The 17,702-nt window shown below is 49.5% G+C and carries 15 protein-coding genes; 4 read left to right on the top strand and 11 right to left on the bottom strand.

The features are described 5' to 3' along the window. Window positions 1-27: 27 nt before the first annotated feature. The 8 genes from rseP to rpsB form a co-directional block, all read right to left on the bottom strand. On the bottom strand, window positions 28-1,380 hold the full coding sequence (rseP, locus tag D8682_RS11090) for a sigma E protease regulator RseP (RefSeq protein WP_121814273.1): 1,353 nt from the start codon (window positions 1,378-1,380) through the stop codon (window positions 28-30). Between the two features lie 11 nt (window positions 1,381-1,391). Next, window positions 1,392-2,249: a phosphatidate cytidylyltransferase gene (gene cdsA / locus D8682_RS11095; protein ID WP_121814274.1), complete on the bottom strand. Its 858-nt coding sequence runs from the start codon at window positions 2,247-2,249 to the stop codon at window positions 1,392-1,394. Window positions 2,250-2,267: 18 nt separating this feature from the next. Continuing rightward, a complete protein-coding gene (gene ispU, locus D8682_RS11100) occupies window positions 2,268-3,020 on the bottom strand; it encodes a (2E,6E)-farnesyl-diphosphate-specific ditrans,polycis-undecaprenyl-diphosphate synthase (protein ID WP_121814275.1) in 753 nt (250 codons plus the stop codon). Between the two features lie 186 nt (window positions 3,021-3,206). Further along, on the bottom strand, window positions 3,207-4,406 hold the full coding sequence (gene ispC, locus D8682_RS11105) for a 1-deoxy-D-xylulose-5-phosphate reductoisomerase (RefSeq protein WP_121814276.1): 1,200 nt from the start codon (window positions 4,404-4,406) through the stop codon (window positions 3,207-3,209). Between the two features lie 149 nt (window positions 4,407-4,555). Then, window positions 4,556-5,113 (bottom strand): ribosome recycling factor, encoded by a 558-nt coding sequence (gene frr / locus D8682_RS11110; protein ID WP_034460857.1) that lies wholly within the window; start codon window positions 5,111-5,113, stop codon window positions 4,556-4,558. A gap of 171 nt (window positions 5,114-5,284) precedes the next feature. Continuing rightward, window positions 5,285-6,010 carry a UMP kinase gene (gene pyrH / locus D8682_RS11115; RefSeq protein WP_064516322.1) on the bottom strand — a complete coding sequence of 242 codons (726 nt, stop codon included), beginning with the start codon at window positions 6,008-6,010 and terminating at the stop codon, window positions 5,285-5,287. 142 nt (window positions 6,011-6,152) lie between these two features. Further along, window positions 6,153-7,004, bottom strand: a complete 852-nt coding sequence (tsf, locus tag D8682_RS11120) for a translation elongation factor Ts (RefSeq protein WP_064539782.1) — start codon at window positions 7,002-7,004, stop codon at window positions 6,153-6,155. 276 nt (window positions 7,005-7,280) lie between these two features. Continuing rightward, the gene (rpsB, locus tag D8682_RS11125) at window positions 7,281-8,006 is read right to left on the bottom strand and encodes a 30S ribosomal protein S2 (protein ID WP_064516318.1); all 726 of its coding nucleotides are present in this window, start codon (window positions 8,004-8,006) and stop codon (window positions 7,281-7,283) included. A 310-nt stretch (window positions 8,007-8,316) separates the two neighbouring features. Between rpsB and map the strand changes: the two genes are divergently transcribed. The 4 genes from map (at window position 8,317) to D8682_RS11145 (ending at window position 13,209) form a co-directional block, all read left to right on the top strand. Continuing rightward, window positions 8,317-9,111, top strand: a complete 795-nt coding sequence (gene map, locus D8682_RS11130) for a type I methionyl aminopeptidase (protein ID WP_064539784.1) — start codon at window positions 8,317-8,319, stop codon at window positions 9,109-9,111. A 62-nt stretch (window positions 9,112-9,173) separates the two neighbouring features. Next, a complete protein-coding gene (gene glnD, locus D8682_RS11135) occupies window positions 9,174-11,846 on the top strand; it encodes a bifunctional uridylyltransferase/uridylyl-removing protein GlnD (protein WP_064540234.1) in 2,673 nt (890 codons plus the stop codon). Between the two features lie 38 nt (window positions 11,847-11,884). Continuing rightward, window positions 11,885-12,709, top strand: coding sequence for a 2,3,4,5-tetrahydropyridine-2,6-dicarboxylate N-succinyltransferase (dapD, locus tag D8682_RS11140; protein WP_064539786.1), 825 nt, complete (start codon window positions 11,885-11,887; stop codon window positions 12,707-12,709). 110 nt (window positions 12,710-12,819) lie between these two features. Then, window positions 12,820-13,209, top strand: a complete 390-nt coding sequence (locus D8682_RS11145) for a DUF3461 family protein (RefSeq protein WP_034493480.1) — start codon at window positions 12,820-12,822, stop codon at window positions 13,207-13,209. Window positions 13,210-13,257: 48 nt separating this feature from the next. On the opposite strand, the gene cdaR is transcribed toward D8682_RS11145, so the two are convergent. From cdaR to dgt, 3 genes are all read right to left on the bottom strand, one after another. After that, window positions 13,258-14,415: a DNA-binding transcriptional regulator CdaR gene (gene cdaR / locus D8682_RS11150; protein ID WP_121814277.1), complete on the bottom strand. Its 1,158-nt coding sequence runs from the start codon at window positions 14,413-14,415 to the stop codon at window positions 13,258-13,260. 164 nt (window positions 14,416-14,579) lie between these two features. Beyond that, entirely contained in the window at window positions 14,580-16,022 is a 1,443-nt protein-coding gene (degP, locus tag D8682_RS11155; RefSeq protein WP_064539790.1) for a serine endoprotease DegP, read from the bottom strand. A 143-nt stretch (window positions 16,023-16,165) separates the two neighbouring features. Then, window positions 16,166-17,680 carry a dGTPase gene (gene dgt, locus D8682_RS11160; RefSeq protein WP_121814278.1) on the bottom strand — a complete coding sequence of 505 codons (1,515 nt, stop codon included), beginning with the start codon at window positions 17,678-17,680 and terminating at the stop codon, window positions 16,166-16,168. Window positions 17,681-17,702: the final 22 nt, after the last annotated feature.

A 17,702-nucleotide genomic window follows, 5' to 3' on the forward strand; every position in this document is an offset into this window, starting at 1 on the left:
TATGCGTTCTTCCTAACCTAATTCTCTCTAAAACCGAGAGAAATCATTGAAAAGTGCAAGCCCCATCAACAGCACCAGCAATATAGAGCCAATGCGGTAACTAAAGTCTTGAACTCGCTCGGAAACCGGTCCACCTTTCAGTTTTTCAATCGCCAAAAAGAGCAGATGCCCCCCGTCCAGGACGGGTAACGGAAACAGGTTGATAATCCCCAGATTGACGCTAATCAGCGCCAGGAACATCAGATAGTAAATCAACCCAGATTCCGCTGACATACCAGCCCCTTGAGCTATGGAGATTGGCCCACTGAGGTTATTCAGCTTGATGTCACCGGTTATTAATTTTCCCAGCATATTGACCGTAAGCTTCATCAGTTGCCAGGTTTTATCCGTGGCTTCCGCAACAGCCGCAAACGGCCCATACTGGCGTACTGTTTTATACTCATCCGGTAGCGGGATAACCTTTGGAACCACACCCGCAAACCCTTCAGCCTTCGCTTTACCCAGTTTTGTATCCGGTATCAACGTTAAAGACAAGAGCGCCCCTTGTCTTTCTATTTCTAGCTCCAGTGGTTGACCTGGATTGTCACGCACCTGACTAACAAATTCTGTCCACTGAATCAGTGCCGCACCGTTGACTTTAGCGATCCTGTCGCCAGCTTGCAAACCCGCTTTTTCCGCTGCGGAATTTGGCTGTACTTCCTGTAGTAATGTCTCAATCTGCGGACGACGTGGTTCGATACCTAAAGAAGTGATCGGATTCTGCTTTTCTGGGTCAAATTGCCAGTGGCGCAAATCAAGCGTTTTTTCACTTTTCAGATTCGAGCCCAACGGTGCCGTCGTCATCTTGACGCTGTCATCGCCAATTTTGCCCATTAACGCAAGTTGAACTGATTCCCAATCAGGCGTTTCGATACCATCTATCGCTTTAAGTTCCGTGCCTTGTGCAATTTGTGCCTCGGCCGCTATCGAGTTGGGCATAACTTCGCCAACAATCGGACGAATACCAGGAACACCGATAATAAATACCAGCCACCAGGCAAACACAGCGAAGATAAAGTTGGCAATCGGGCCGGCAGCAATAATTGCTGCTCGTTGAGAAACAGTTTTGTTATTGAAAGCCTGATGGCGCAGTTCCGGGCTAACCGGCTCAACACGTTCATCAAGCATTTTGACGTAGCCGCCAAGAGGGATTAGGGCAATGACAAATTCGGTACCATGACGGTCAGTGCGACACCAGAGCGCTTTACCAAAACCAATGGAAAAACGTTCTACTTTTACACCGCAGCGACGAGCAACCCAAAAATGGCCGAACTCATGCACGGTAATTAACACACCCAGTGCAACGATAAATGCAGCCAAATTCCAGAGTAAGCTCAGCATATAACCTTCCGTTAAATCGTCCTGAATACCAGCAATAACAGACAGGCAAATACCGGTACTGCTGCTGTAAGGCTATCAATGCGGTCAAGGATACCACCATGACCGGGGATCAGGTGACCGCTATCTTTAATCCCAGCTTCGCGCTTAAACATGCTTTCGGTTAAGTCACCAAGAACTGAAGCCAGAGCCGCAACGACCGAACAGGTCAACAGGATAGCCGGTGATACATCCAGGTTCGCCCACATGCCGAACAGCACTGAGATAATCGCAGAAGTGAACAAGCCACCAAAGAAACCCTGCCATGTTTTGCCAGGCGATACTTTCGGAGCTAGTTTATGTTTGCCGAACATTTTGCCAAACATATACGCTCCGGAGTCCGCACCCCAGACCAGAACCATTACATACAACAGCCAGATTGAACCGGTGTAGTGGTTGATATCGTAATGCCAGTTACGCAGTACAATCATGCCCCAGAAAAACGGCACGATCGTCAGCACACCAAATACCAAACGCAGTGTTTTTGAATTACGCCAAATGGATGCAGAGCCCGGATAGAACAACACCAGTAACAGTGCAGCAAACCACCAGGCGAGCGATGCCCAAAGTGACGCCTCAATGAACGGAATATGGACCGTACGCTGGTACTCGGGCAATGCAAACAACATCAGCGCCAATAACAGGCCGCACAGCACAGCAAGCCATACTCGCTGAGAGCGTGCTTTAAAGCCTGCCAGCTGCCCCCATTCCCAGGCGGCGAGCATGCAGACCACCAGAGTGGTAATAGCAAATCCTACGGGTGGGAGCCAAAATAGCGCGGCTATAACCACCGGGATTAAAATAAACGCAGAAAGCAGGCGATACTTCAGCAAAGGTGACCCCCAACAGGCTTACTCACTACCAGGTGCCGTGCCGCCAAAACGACGCTCTCGATTTGCAAAAGCATGTAGTGCACCTTCAAAGTCTTGTTCATCGAAATCAGGCCAAAGAACATCAGTGAAATAAAGTTCTGCATAGGCAATCTGCCAAATCAGAAAGTTACTGATACGATGCTCTCCCCCTGTCCTAATTACTAAATCTACGGGAGCCAGTTCATTCATGCAGATTTGCTGACTCAGCATCTCTTCATCAATCTGGTCTGGGCGCAATAAGCCTTCCTGTACCTGTTCGGCAAGATGCCGCACTCCCTGAATAATATCCCAACGTCCGCCATAATTCGCGGCAATGTTGAGAGTTAAACCGGTATTGGCACTGGTGAGGGCTTCGGCTTTGTTAATACGTTCTTGCAGGCGAGCATTGAATCGACTGGTATCACCAATAATCCGCAGACGAACATTGTGTCGATGTAAACTTTTGGCTTCACTATCTAAAGCCCACACGAACAATTCCATCAACGCGCTGACTTCTTGAGCAGGGCGATTCCAGTTTTCACTACTGAAGGCATAAAGTGTTAGCGCATCAATACCGTTGTTTGCTGCAAAACTCACAGCCCGCCGTACTGATTTCGCACCCGCTTTATGGCCGGAAATCCTCATCTTCCCCTGTCGTTTAGCCCAACGTCCATTACCGTCCATAATGATGGCAACATGACGTGCGCCATGGTCAGATTGTGATTCGCTTAATTGTTGGTTTGCAGACAACATAAGACGTAATTATTCCCAGATAAGGATTAAGCGGTACTCAGAATGATTTCAGCTTTTACATAAAAAAGCCGTGCTATAACACGGCTTACCTATCTTTCAGTCAATAATTATCGACTGAAAGATGGCGCAGACTATATCACTGAAGCACAGAGCTAACAAATGGAGGCACATCAGCCGGATGAATAATCATCGGGAAGCGATACGTGTCACCAAATTTCGAGCAACTTCACGCGCTTTTGCGTCCACAGTAATCACATCTTCAACGCTCTTCGGTTCCGTCAAATCAACACTTTCCAACACGGCCCGATTCAGGGCTGCAATCTCGGTGAATCGCAGTTGTTCGCGTAAGAAGGCTTCAACAACCACTTCATTAGCCGCATTTAGTACTGTCGTTGCGGCCTGCCCCTGCTCAAACGCGTCCATCGACAATTTCAGACAAGGATAGCGGTGATAGTCTGGTTCCATGAAGGTGAAAGTGCCAATTTTACAAAAATCGAGCGGCTCAACACCGGATATAACACGCTCCGGGAACGCCATTGCATGTGCGATTGGTGTGCGCATATCTGGCGCGCCCAATTGTGCCAATACACTGCCATCGCGATAGCGAACCATCGAATGGATAACCGACTGCGGATGTATCAGGACTTCCATTTGCTTCGCTGTTGCATTGAATAGCCAGCGAGCTTCAATATATTCGAGACCTTTATTCATCATGGTGGCTGAATCGACAGAGATTTTACGTCCCATCGACCAGTTCGGATGGCTACAAGCCTGGTCTGGCGTCATTGCAGCCAAGTCGCCTAAAGGCGTCTCACGGAACGGGCCACCTGAGCCAGTAAGAATAATGGACGAAACGCCATTACTCTCAAGTTCAGCGTACCCGAGGTTTTGCTGGATTGGTTCCGGCAAACTCTGAAAAATTGCGTTGTGTTCACTGTCGATAGGTAGCAACTGGGCTTTACTGCGTTGAACGGCGTCCATAAATAGACGACCACAAGTCACTAACGACTCTTTGTTTGCCAGTAAAACTTGCTTGCCTGCAGCGATAGCTGCAAGTGTTGGTAACAACCCCGCAGCGCCAACAATCGCGGCCATAACCTGATTAACTTCATCCAGCGCGGCCATTTCGCAAGCCGCTTGCTGCCCTGCCAGGACTTCGGTGCGACTCCCATGCTCTTTTAACAGGCGACGTAACTCACCGGCAGACTTCTCATCATCCATCACTGCCCATTTTGGCTGGAACTCCAGGCACTGCTCGGCCATACGCGCGACATTTTTCCCGGCAACTAATGCCGTGACGGAAAACTTCTCAGGATTATGACGAACAACGCTAAGGGTACTGGTACCGATAGACCCGGTAGAGCCAAGAATGGTCAGTTGCTTCATAAGACGCTCTGGAATTTTAGAATTAATAATAGTTTGCCGCGACACAGAGAGATTGCCGACACTTTCGCGTGAAAAACAAAACGCCGTAAACAATGACTGCAACGTTAGCCACAGCCTGTATACGGCGTTTGATCCGTCATCTCAACGGATTAGAACTGCATCAACTCAGCTTCTTTCTCAGCAAGCGCAGCATCTACTTTTTTGATAGCAGCATCAGTCATTTTCTGAACGTCATCCTGTGAACGACGATCGTCATCTTCACTGATTTCTTTATCTTTCAGCAGTGCTTTAACTTTGTCGTTAGCATCACGGCGAACGTTACGAACCGCAACACGCGCGCCTTCAGCTTCGCCACGTACAATTTTGATCAGATCTTTACGACGTTCTTCAGTCAGTGCTGGTAGTGGAACACGAATGTCGGTACCGGCAGAGCTTGGGTTCAGACCGAGGTCGGAAGTCATGATCGCTTTCTCAACGGCCTGGCTCAGAGAGCGGTCAAACACGTTGATCTTCAGTGTACGAGAATCTTCAACCGTTACACTTGCCAGTTGGCGCAGTGGAGTTGGTGTTCCGTAATACTCCACAATGATACCGTCCAGCAGAGATGGAGAGGCGCGGCCGGTGCGGATTTTACTGATTTGAGTTTTGAATGCTTCTACGCATTTTTCCATACGCACTTCGGCATCTTTTCTGATATCACTTATCACGTTACGAATCCTTGAAAACTGGTTTAGGGCAGACCACACTTCACGCTGCGATGCAGACGCTGCGAGCTAAGTATAGCCCTGTTTATTCATGGCGCCCGTTGGGGTTGCCTGCTACTCAATTAATCAGAGTAAGTGAAATCGAATCTTACCCTGATTTATCATCGACTGAAATTATTCAGTGATTAAAGTGCCTTCTTTTTCGCCCATCACAACACGGCGAAGCGCACCAGGTTTGTTCATGTTGAAAACACGAATCGGGATTTTGTGATCGCGTGCGAGGGTAAACGCCGCCAGGTCCATCACTTTCAGTTCTTTTTCCAGTACTTCGGTATAGGTCAATTGCTCACAAAGCGTAGCGGTAGGATCTTGAACCGGATCTGCGGTAAACACGCCATCAACTTTTGTCGCTTTCAATACGACGTCAGCTTCAATTTCAATACCGCGTAAACACGCTGCAGAGTCAGTGGTAAAGAACGGGTTGCCAGTACCGGCAGCCAGGATAACTACGCGGTTATTACGCAGCAGGCTGATGGCTTCTGCCCAGCTGTAGTTATCACACACGCCATTCAATGGAATAGCGGACATTAAGCGGGCGTTCACATAGGCGCGATGAAGCGCATCACGCATTGCCAGGCCGTTCATGACGGTGGCCAACATGCCCATGTGGTCGCCCACAACACGGTTCATACCGGCTTTTGCCAGGCCCGCACCGCGGAATAAGTTGCCACCACCAATCACCACCCCGACCTGAATGCCCAATTCAACCAGCTCTTTAATTTCCTGAGCCATACGATCAAGGATGCTTGCATCAATACCGAAGCCTTCGGTACCTTGCAGCGCTTCGCCGCTTAGCTTGAGCAGAATGCGTTTGTAGACAGGTTTTGCATTGGTAGCCATGATTCTTTCCTGGGAACAGTCAACGAATGGGGATGGTAAATTCAGGCGACATAGTGTCGCATATCAGTAAGATCTGTATCAGAGCAGACTGATTTTTAAAGGCAGATATAAAGGAGCCGCCAATTGGCGGCTCCTTTAAAAATTAAGACTGCTTAGACATTGCAGCAACTTCTGCTGCGAAGTCAGTCTCAACTTTCTGGATGCCTTCGCCCACTTCAAAGCGGATGAAGCCAGTCACGTCAGCATTGTGCTCTTTCAGCAACTGAGCAACAGTTTTGCTTGGGTCGATTACGAAAGGCTGACCAGTCAGAGAAACTTCGCCGGTGAATTTCTTCATGCGGCCTTCAACCATTTTCTCTGCGATTTCTTTCGGCTTACCAGACTGCATAGCGATGTCCAGCTGAACCTGGTACTCTTTCTCAACCACGTCAGCAGACACATCTTCTGGCTTAACGAATTCTGGCTTGCTTGCAGCAACGTGCATAGCAATTTGCTTAACCAGTTCTTCGTCAGCGCCTTTAGCGGCAACAACAACACCGATGCGAGCACCGTGCAGGTAGCTACCCAGAACGTCGCCTTCCAGAACAGCAACACGACGAACGTTGATGTTCTCACCGATTTTAGCAACCAGTGCAACACGCTCTTCTTCGAATTGTGCTTTCAGCACTTCGATGTCAGTTACTTTGCCTGCAGCAGCAGCGTCCAGCACTTTGTCAGCAAATGCCTGGAAACCACCATCTTTAGCAACGAAGTCAGTCTGGCAGTTAACTTCCAGAATCACAGCATAGCCGTCAGCAATCTTAGTTTTGATCACGCCGTCAGCAGCAACGTTGCCTGCTTTCTTAGCCGCTTTGATCGCACCAGACTTACGCATGTTTTCGATTGCCAGCTCAATGTCGCCATTAGCTTCAGTCAGTGACTTTTTGCAATCCATCATGCCTGCGCCAGTACGCTCACGCAGTTCTTTTACCAGAGCAGCAGTAATATCAGCCATTCTAAAATCCTCGGTTATCTCGTAGAGAGAGATAAGCCCTGGTCCACGGAACAGACGAACCCTGGCTCAAAATAAAAAGGGGGCCTGTGCAGGCCCCCTAACCAAACTATTCAATATACCCATAATCTTTCAAGCCACAGGGGCGTTGGCTGCACTCACTCACCCAGTCACTTACCTAAGTAAGCTCCTGGGGATTCTTGAGTTTGCCGTCTACCTGCAACTCGAAATCTAAAGGGTATACCTGGTTAATAAGAGCTCAAATAAGAGCGAACCTTATTATTCAGCTTCTACGAAGCTTTCTTCTGCCTGAGAAGCCAGATCCTGAGAACGGCCTTCACGAACGGTAGCAGCTACAGCACCCAGGTACAGGGTTACAGCACGGATTGCATCGTCGTTACCAGGGATAACGAAATCAACGCCATCTGGATCAGAGTTAGTATCAACGATAGAGAATACTGGGATACCCAGGTTATTCGCTTCTTTGATTGCAATGTGTTCGTGATCGGCGTCGATTACAAACAGTGCATCCGGCAAGCCGCCCATGTCTTTGATACCGCCGAGGCTGTTTTCTAACTTAATCAGCTCACGGGTACGCATCAGCGCTTCTTTCTTGGTCAGTTTGTCGAAGGTACCGTCCTGAGACTGGATTTCCAGGTCTTTCAGACGTTTGATGGACTGACGAACGGTTTTCCAGTTAGTCAGCATACCGCCCAACCAGCGATGGTTCACGAAGAACTGATCGCAGCTCAGAGCAGCTTCTTTTACTGGTTCGCTTGCTGCGCGCTTAGTACCAACGAAAAGGATTTTGCCTTTACGAGAAGAAATCTTGCTCAGTTCAGCCAAAGCTTCGTTGAACATAGGTACAGTTTTTTCAAGGTTGATGATGTGAACTTTGTTACGAGCGCCGAAGATGAAAGGCTTCATTTTCGGGTTCCAGTAACGGGTTTGGTGACCGAAGTGAACACCAGCCTTGAGCATGTCGCGCATGGAAACAGTTGCCATGATTAAAACCTCTATATAGTGATTGGGGTTAAGCCTCCACGTATCCCATATTACCGACCCCAAAGGGCACCCCGGAATATGTGTCGATACGTGTGTGTTATTTACACAAAGTGAGAGTGTTGGCTGTATCCGAAAAATCGAAATACAAGTCCGGCGCGCTTTATACCATAAAACGCACCAGGACTCCAATAGTTGTTGGCAGATAGTGCGCGCAAGGATTCTCAATTTGGCACCGATCGCCTGCCCTGATAACATTGCTATACACTTGCTCAATTATTGTCGATATTGACGACACCTGCGGATCGAATTAATGGCTATCTCAATTAAAACCCCTGAAGAAATTGCAAAAATGCGCGTTGCGGGCAGGCTTGCCGCTGAAGTGCTGGAAATGATTGAACCTCACGTGCGGCCTGGTGTTAGCACTGGTGAGTTGGATCGTATTTGCAACGATTACATCGTTAACAACCAACAGGCTATTTCAGCGTGTTTGGGTTACCACGGCTTCCCAAAATCCGTGTGCATCTCCATCAACGAAGTGGTATGCCACGGTATCCCTGATGACACTAAAATTTTGAAAGATGGCGACATCGTCAACATCGACGTCACTGTCATCAAAGATGAATACCACGGCGATACCTCAAAAATGTTCCTCGTGGGCAAACCAACCATCCTTGGTGAGCGTCTGTGTCGTATCACGCAAGAAAGCCTGTATTTGTCTCTGCGCATGGTAAAACCAGGCATTCGCCTGCGTACCCTCGGTGCGGCAATTCAGAAGTTCGTTGAAGCAGAAGGTTTTTCTGTAGTACGTGAATACTGTGGACACGGTATTGGTCGCGTATTCCACGAAGAACCACAAGTGCTGCATTATGATGCTGACGACGGCGGCGTAGTGCTGCAACCGGGTATGACGTTCACCATCGAGCCGATGGTGAACTCCGGTGATTACCGCATTCGCACCATGAAAGACGGTTGGACGGTGAAAACCAAAGATCGCAGCTTGTCTGCACAATACGAGCATACTATTGTGGTGACAGATAACGGCTGCGAAATTCTCACTTTGCGTAAAGATGACACCATCCCAAGTGTGATTTCGCATAACGAGTGATTCGCCTGACGAAAGTCAGCGATCGAAGCCGGCTTATGCCGGCTTTTTTTATGGATGGCGACATGACCCAGAGTTTACCCGAGCAGTACGCGACCACAGTGCTTCCTGAGATTTCCGGGCAACCTGAATACCCCGTCAGTTGGCCAGATGCAGAGCTTGAATGCAGCCAGATAAAAGCCCGAATCGACCTCTTCCAGCAATGGCTGGGGCGCGCTTTTGATGACGGGATTTCAGCCGAAAAGTTAATGGATGCCCGCACCGAATTTATCGATCAACTGCTACAGCGGTTGTGGCTGAAATATGACTTTGGCGATGTTGCCGAAACGGCTCTGGTCGCGGTTGGGGGATACGGACGCGGGGAGCTACATCCTCTTTCCGACATTGACTTACTGATTCTCAGCCGTAAGCGTCTGACCGAATCTCAAGCCCAGAAAATCGGCGAGCTGCTAACGCTATTGTGGGATGTGAAACTGGAAGTCGGCCACAGCGTGCGTACGCTTGAAGAGTGTTTACTCGAAGGTTTGTCAGATTTAACCGTCGCCACTAACTTGATTGAATCGCGCTTGCTGATTGGCGATGTCGCTCTGTTTCTCGAACTTCAAAAACACATTTTTAGCGATGGTTTTTGGCCATCGGCGAAATTCTTTGCCGCCAAAATTGACGAGCAAAACGAACGTCATCAACGTTATCACGGTACCAGTTATAACCTCGAGCCAGATATCAAAAGTAGCCCCGGTGGCCTGCGCGACATCCATACTCTGCAATGGGTTGCCCGTCGCCACTTTGGCGCAACGTCATTAAGTGAAATGGTCGGCTTTGGCTTTTTAACCGAAGCGGAACGAAATGAACTCGACGAATGTCAGCACCTGTTATGGCGCATCCGTTTTGCACTGCATCTTGAAGTGAATCGCTACGACAACCGCTTATTGTTCGACCGCCAGCTCAGCGTCGCCCAACGCCTGAATTACACCGGTGAAGGTAATGAGCCAGTCGAGCGCATGATGAAAGATTTTTATCGCGTGACCCGACGTGTGGGTGAGCTTAACCAGATGCTATTGCAGCTTTTTGACGAAGCGATTCTTGCCCTGGATGCCAGCGAAAAACCTCGCCCGCTTGATGATGACTTCCAGCTGCGCGGAACACTGATTGATCTGCGTGACGAAACACTGTTTATGCGCGAGCCACAGGCCATTCTGCGCATGTTTTACACGATGGTACGCAATCGAGACATCACCGGAATTTATTCGACTACCCTGCGCCATTTACGTCATGCACGTCGCCATCTCAAACAGCCTCTTTGCTACATTCCTGAGGCGCGTGAACTGTTTCTGGTTATCCTGCGCCACCCTGGTGCCGTTAGCCGTGCATTATTACCGATGCACCGCCACAGCGTGTTATGGGCTTATATGCCACAGTGGTCGCATATCGTCGGCCAGATGCAGTTTGACCTATTCCACGCTTATACCGTTGATGAACATACTATTCGTGTGCTGCTAAAACTGGAGAGTTTCGCCAAAGAAGAGACTCGCTCGAAACATCCTTTATGTGTGGATCTGTGGCCACGCCTGGCGCATCCGGAACTTATTCTGATCGCAGCCCTGTTCCACGATATCGCCAAAGGCCGTGGCGGAGATCACTCGGTCCTCGGCGCACAGGACATTGTAAAATTTGCGGAACTTCACGGGCTGAACTCGCGTGAAACACAGTTAGTCGCATGGCTGGTACGCCAGCATTTGCTGATGTCGGTAACGGCACAACGCCGCGATATTCAGGATCCAGAAGTGATTAAGCAGTTCGCTGAAGAGGTACAGACTGAAAACCGCCTGCGCTATTTGGTTTGCCTGACCGTTGCCGATATTTGCGCGACTAACGAAACTTTGTGGAACAGCTGGAAACAAAGCTTGCTACGTGAACTGTACTTCGCAACCGAAAAACAGCTACGCCGCGGGATGCAGAACAGCCCGGATATGCGCGAACGTGTGCGCCATCATCAATTACAGGCGCTGGCATTGTTGCGTATGGACAACATCAACGAAGAAGCGCTGCATAATATCTGGCGCCGTTGCCGGGCAAACTATTTCGTCCGCCATACACCAAACCAAATTGCCTGGCATGCCCGCCATTTACTGAAACACGATCTCAGCAAGCCGATGATTTTACTCAGCCCGCAGGCAACTCGCGGTGGCACCGAAATTTTCATCTGGAGCCCTGACCGCCCTCACCTGTTTGCTGCGGTTTGCGCGGAGTTAGACCGGCGTAACCTTAGTGTTCACGACGCGCAAATCTTTACCACCCGCGACGGAATGGCGATGGATACCTTTATCGTTCTGGAGCCAGACGGCAGCCCGCTTTCCGCCGACAGGCACGAGCTTATTTGCCACAGCCTGGAACAAGCCATCACGCAAGCCAGCTGGCAGCCACCACAACCCCGGCGCCAGTCGGCAAAACTGCGCCATTTTACTGTCGATACTGAGGTGAATTTCCTGCCGACACACACCGACAGACGCACATTCCTCGAGCTGATTGCTTTAGATCAGCCGGGTTTGTTGGCAAGGGTTGGGGAAGTATTTGCCGATCTCGGGATCTCGCTTTATGGTGCAAGAATCACGACAATTGGTGAGCGAGTAGAAGATTTATTTATAATAGCCACTGCCGACCGGCGTGCTCTTAATGATGAGTTACAACAGGAAGTACAGCAACGGTTGACAGCGGCCCTTAATCCCAACGATAAATAACAGTCTTTTTTAATTCAGCTACGATCAGGAAAATTTTAATGCAGCAGCTACAAAATATCATTGAAACCGCTTTCGAGCGCCGCGCCGAAATCACTCCGGCAAATGCAGATACCGTGACTCGTGAAGCGGTAAACCAGGTCATCTCCCTGCTCGACAGCGGTGCGCTGCGCGTTGCCGAAAAAATTGATGGCCAGTGGGTTACCCACCAGTGGCTCAAAAAAGCCGTTCTGCTCTCTTTCCGTATCAATGACAACCAGGTTATTGATGGCGCAGAAAGCCGCTACTTCGACAAAGTGCCGATGAAATTCGCCAACTATGACGAAGCACGCTTCCAGAAAGAAGGTTTCCGCGTTGTGCCACCAGCGGCAGTACGCCAGGGCGCATTCATCGCGCGCAATACCGTTCTGATGCCTTCTTACGTCAACATCGGCGCATACGTTGATGAAGGCTCGATGGTTGATACCTGGGCGACCGTAGGTTCTTGCGCGCAGATTGGTAAAAACGTACACCTGTCTGGTGGCGTGGGAATTGGTGGTGTTCTGGAACCACTGCAGGCTAACCCAACCATTATCGAAGATAACTGCTTTATCGGTGCGCGTTCAGAAGTTGTGGAAGGCGTTATCGTTGAAGAAGGGTCTGTCATTTCCATGGGCGTTTACATCGGTCAAAGCACGCGTATTTATGACCGTGAAACGGGTGAAGTGCATTATGGCCGCGTACCAGCAGGCTCCGTAGTTGTTTCCGGTAACCTGCCATCCAAAGATGGTAAGTACAGCTTGTACTGCGCGGTTATCGTGAAAAAAGTAGACGCCAAAACCCGCGGTAAAGTGGGCATCAACGAACTGCTTCGCACTATCGACTAAATATAAATGTTCAAAAGGCGGGGCGACTCGCCTTTTTTGCATCCGGGACTGGCGGAAAGGGAATTTTCCGTTGATTATCTATAGGTTAATGATATCGAAAAGGTAACACTATGTACGATAACTTGAAAAGTCTGGGTATTACCAATCCTGATGAAATCGATCGTTATAGCCTCCGGCAGGAAGCCAACAACGATATCCTGAAAATCTATTTCCAGAAGGATAAAGGCGAGTTTTTTGCTAAAAGCGTGAAGTTTAAATACCCACGCCAGCGTAAAACTGTCGTTGCCGATGGCGTTGGCCAGGGCTACAAAGAAGTACAGGAAATCAGCCCGAACTTGCGTTATGTGATTGATGAACTGGATCAACTGTGTCAGCGCGATCGCACAGAAGTCGATCTGAAACGCAAAATTCTCGACGATCTCCGCCATCTGGAGTCTGTGGTTGCTCATAAGATCAGTGAAATTGAATCCGATCTCGATAAGCTAACCCGCGGTAAATAAAGTCCTGCGTATGCCACGAGTGGATGACACAACGTCATCCACTCTATTTCATCTCTGTTCATCCAGTTGCAACGCCACATACAGCAACAACCGGTCGTCAAAATTCCCTAAGTCCAAACCCGTTAATTCGGAGATGCGATTTAACCGATATTCAAGCGTATTACGATGAATAAACAACGCTTTAGATGTCGCCAGCGGCTGCACATTATGACGAAACCATGCGCTAAGCGTGCGGCGTAATAATCCATTGTTATCCATTGATTTCAGACGAGCCAACGGACGAGCCAGTTCGTTCGCCTGCCAACCGCCACGCAAACTATCCAACAGCACCGGCAACATCAAATCCTGATAAAAATAGCCACGGCTTTCCGGCATACGCTGTTTACCAACTATCATGGTGGTGCGAGCGGTACGATACGAACGTGCGATACTGCCAGGGCCGGTAAAATAGTTGCCCAATGCAACGCGAAAACGCAGCTGACCGTTTTCTTTCATGCGGCTAATCAACTGTTCAACGCGTTTGCGATGATCTTCTGCATCCCAACGGCCAAACTGGTTGAGTGCCGGTTTCAGCACGACCATTTCGGTTAACGACACAATAGCAATCAGGTTATTTCTCTCAGGTGTCGTCAGCGCAGTTTGCAGTTGTTGCAACTCTTCCATGGCACTGTCCACGCCAAGCTGACCGCTGTCGACTTCCACCACGGCAACCACTCGAGGCTGATTCAGGTCAATCCCCAAACGCTGCGCCCATTCACTCAACGCGGGCGTATGCTCTTCCGCCTGAATCAAATTCATCACCAACTCTTCGCGTAAACGGCTGTCTTGCGCCAGCAGGTGCATCAAACGAGATTGTTCAAGCATCATCTCGGCTGTCATACACACCAACTCACCGTACTTACGCAACGAGCCCGGTTCCCCCGTCAAACCAATTACACCAACGATTTCACCATCGATACGCAAAGGCAGGTTGATGCCCTGACGCACGCCGTGAAGATGCCGGGCTACTGCGTCATCAATATCGACAACACGTCCCTGAGAGAGCACAAGCAACGCACCTTCATGCAGTTCACCAATACGTTCTTTATCACCGCTACCAATAATCCGCCCACGCGCATCCATCACGTTGATGTTGGTATCAATGATGGTCATGGTGCGCGCCACAATGTCCTGCGCCATTTTGGTATCAAGATGCCAGCCAGCCATGCTTCCTCCTGAATCGTGCTAATGGCCTAGCATAGGCGAGATGAATCGCCCCAGCATTGTGCAAATGCACAAAGCACAAAGGAAGAGTATGGAGTTGTGGAAAGGCTCACAAAAAAGGGCCGCATAGCGCGGCCCTGATAGTTTTGAGTGTATCTCAGTGACGATTACTGCATCAGCAGGTAGATAGTGGTATCACCTCGCTGAATGTTCAGCGCCATTACTGACGGTTTAGCGTCAAGAATTTTACGCAATTCAGCAATGTTGTTCACTGCCTGCTGGTTCACACCAATGATGATGTCACCTTTTTTCAGGCCAATACGTGCCGCCGGGGTATTCCCTTTAACGTTGTTAACGATAACCCCTTTTTCGCCTTTACCGCTGCGGTTGCTCATTTCAGCACCTTCAATACCGGTAAAGATGGTTGCTGAGTCAACCTGAGTCTGGCTACTTTGTTGCAACTCCAGATCTACCGATACTGGTTTGCCATCACGCAGCAGGCCAAGAGTCAGTTTGCTACCCACCGGCATAGAACCGACTTCAGCACGCAATGCGGCAAAGCTGGTAATTGCTTTACCGTTCATTGACACCACCACATCACCGGCTTTAATACCCGCTTTTGCAGCAGAAGAGTTTGGCATCACCTGGCTGACAAATGCGCCACGCTGCGCGTCGACTTTCATCGCTTTCGCCAACTCAGAGTTCAGCTCGGTACCCATAATCCCCAGCTCGCCGCGTTTAACCTGGCCGAACTCCACCATCTGAGCAGTCAAGTTTTTCACCATGTTGCTTGGAATGGCAAAGCCGATACCGATGTTGCCGCCGTCCGGTGCCAGAATCGCAGTGTTAATCCCGATCAGTTCGCCATTCAGGTTAACCAGTGCGCCACCCGAGTTACCCCGGTTGATTGCCGCATCTGTCTGGATAAAGTTTTCATAGTTTTCAATGTTAAGACCACTACGACCCAGTGCAGATACAATACCGGAAGTCACGGTTTCACCCAGGCCGTATGGGTTACCAATTGCCACGGTGTAATCACCAACGCGCAATGCGTCTGAATCAGCCATTTTAATGGCAGTCAGATTTTTCGGATCTTGTAATTGCAATAGTGCGATATCAGATCGTGGATCTTTACCCACCACTTTCGCCTCAAACTTGCGACCATCACTCAGTGAGACCTGAATTTTTGTTGCATTATCAACAACGTGGTTGTTGGTCACGACATAGCCTTTCGCTGCATCAATAATGACACCAGAACCAAGGGCTGCAAATTTCTGTTGCTGTCCACCACCCTGGCCGCCGTTCCCAGGCGCACCTTCCTGGCAGAATGGAGAGCTCTGGAACGGTGAACCTTCCTGGCAGAATGGTGAGTTATCACCAAAGAATTGCTGGAAGTTACGTCCCATGCGTGGCGTGTTAACGGTAGTGCTGCCTTCAACATTGATGCTCACCACTGAAGGCATCACTTTTTCCAGCATCGGCGCAAGGCTTGGAAGCGGTTGTGCTGCGGATGCGGAAGATGCGGTTTCTGCTGCAATTGCAGATACAGGGCTCAGCGCTAAACCCAAACTCAGAGCCAGCGCGCTCATTGCTAAAGTTGTTTTTTTCATTGATTTCGATCCAAAGTTAATAAGTCACGCAAAATTGCTGTGTAGGCCAATATAGAGTGACTAATGCGACGCTAAGTTCCGTCTATAAGTCACTGGAAAACGTAAAAGTTTATTGTCCGTCTTTACAAAACTCAGCGACTCCATTACTCCACAGCCATCAGACGACGATATTCATCCCAGGCGAATAAGTCCGTCATTCCACTGATATAATCCTGAATCAGGCGGCAGCGGTAGTAATATTCCCATACCGGAAAATCACTGGCCGACGGCGTCAAATCATTGACTGCCTCTATGTAAGCAAGCCGATGTTTTGTCGATAATTTATGGAATAACCGACTCTCAATCGGCAAACGGCGTAAACTTTCCTTTTCCACCAACTCAGCAAAATCCTCAAGGGATATATTGAGTAAGGGACTGTAAATATCAAGTAAGCCGCTTATTACCCGATAACCCTGTAACTCTAACTGCTCAACCTCCGGGTGGCTAAACACGTGTTTGAACGCCACTTGTTTATATAACTCCAACAGGCGCGCAAATGGGCTGTCATCTTCAAGAAGCGCGTGATTAAACTCCCCACGAAAGATCTCAGCCAGGTTATCGATAAAACGCTGGGCGGCATACGGCACCAGTTGATTTAGCGTGTTGACACGCAGATACATAAAGAACTGATCTTCGGTGCTGCGGCGCATCTGGTTTGAGCGGGATTTCTCCCAGGCTTCATTCACCACGCGTTCGAAAAGATCCCCCTCGCGATGCTCGCCCCAGGCGTCACATAAGTGCTGGTAAAGTTGATCAACACTGAAAATGCGCTTCTCAACGGCATCTTCGAGATCCGCCACGCAATAAGAGATGTCGTCAGCCGCTTCCATTATCCACGTCAGTGAAAAACGGCTGTACTCACCGAGTTCAAGTTCGCTACGCAAACGCACAATGTACGATTCTTCGGAAAGATAAAAACCCGGCTTCTTCATCAGATAGGCGTGGCTTTCTGGAGGCTCACCAACAAACCAGGCGGGACGGGTATATTTGAGGATGCAGCCAACCTGCGCCCAGGTCAGATTCATACGCAGCAGACTGTGTACCAGACGAATGCCCTGAGCATTGCCCTCAAACTGGCAGAGATCCTGGCGGACTTTACGGCGCAAACCGTTCAGTTGATCTTCGCCTTCGTGCAGACGCAACGTCGCCACACGGCAACGATCATCGCTGCGTGGCTGGCTCCCGGCATCAGCAGGAAACAAACGCTGGCGGAACCAGTCATTTATTGCCGATTCCCCAAAATGACCAAACGGCGGGTTACCGATGTCGTGCATCAGGCAGGCCATTTCGACAATACTTTCAAACGGGCCGGTCAGTTCATGCAGCCCGTAGCGCTCAAGCGCTTGCTGCTCTTTCAAGCGGCTCAACACTTCTTTGGCGATATAGCGCCCGACCTGCTGCACTTCCATTGAATGCGTTAAACGCGTGCGCACCGAAGCATTACGCTCCAGGGGGAAGACTTGTGTTTTCTGCTGCAAGCGGCGAATCGCCGGGGAATTCACGATACGCCCGCGATCGCTTTCAAAAATTCGCAGGATCTCATGCTCGCTTTTCTGCCCTTCTGGCGAGCGGAAACGGCGGTGCCAGTTAATTTTCTTGCGGAAATCTATCTCACTCATGCCCTCTCCTGCGCCGTTTTCT

It is taken from the genome of Buttiauxella sp. 3AFRM03 (genome assembly GCF_003675305.1).
In the GTDB taxonomy this organism is placed as follows: Bacteria; Pseudomonadota; Gammaproteobacteria; order Enterobacterales; family Enterobacteriaceae; genus Buttiauxella; species Buttiauxella ferragutiae.

Bases quoted from the DNA above. Each gene is read 5' to 3' on its own strand.
- degP (WP_064539790.1), bottom strand. From the start codon at position 16,022: ATGAAAAAAACAACTTTAGCAATGAGCGCGCTGGCTCTGAGTTTGGGT.
- dgt (WP_121814278.1), bottom strand. From the start codon at position 17,680: ATGAGTGAGATAGATTTCCGCAAGAAAATTAACTGGCACCGCCGTTTC.
- rseP (WP_121814273.1), bottom strand. From the start codon at position 1,380: ATGCTGAGCTTACTCTGGAATTTGGCTGCATTTATCGTTGCACTGGGT.
- cdaR (WP_121814277.1), bottom strand. From the start codon at position 14,415: ATGGCTGGCTGGCATCTTGATACCAAAATGGCGCAGGACATTGTGGCG.
- rpsB (WP_064516318.1), bottom strand. From the start codon at position 8,006: ATGGCAACTGTTTCCATGCGCGACATGCTCAAGGCTGGTGTTCACTTC.
- ispC (WP_121814276.1), bottom strand. From the start codon at position 4,406: ATGAAGCAACTGACCATTCTTGGCTCTACCGGGTCTATCGGTACCAGT.
- ispU (WP_121814275.1), bottom strand. From the start codon at position 3,020: ATGTTGTCTGCAAACCAACAATTAAGCGAATCACAATCTGACCATGGC.
- pyrH (WP_064516322.1), bottom strand. From the start codon at position 6,010: ATGGCTACCAATGCAAAACCTGTCTACAAACGCATTCTGCTCAAGCTA.
- D8682_RS11145 (WP_034493480.1), top strand. From the start codon at position 12,820: ATGTACGATAACTTGAAAAGTCTGGGTATTACCAATCCTGATGAAATC.
- map (WP_064539784.1), top strand. From the start codon at position 8,317: ATGGCTATCTCAATTAAAACCCCTGAAGAAATTGCAAAAATGCGCGTT.
- dapD (WP_064539786.1), top strand. From the start codon at position 11,885: ATGCAGCAGCTACAAAATATCATTGAAACCGCTTTCGAGCGCCGCGCC.
- tsf (WP_064539782.1), bottom strand. From the start codon at position 7,004: ATGGCTGATATTACTGCTGCTCTGGTAAAAGAACTGCGTGAGCGTACT.
- glnD (WP_064540234.1), top strand. From the start codon at position 9,174: ATGACCCAGAGTTTACCCGAGCAGTACGCGACCACAGTGCTTCCTGAG.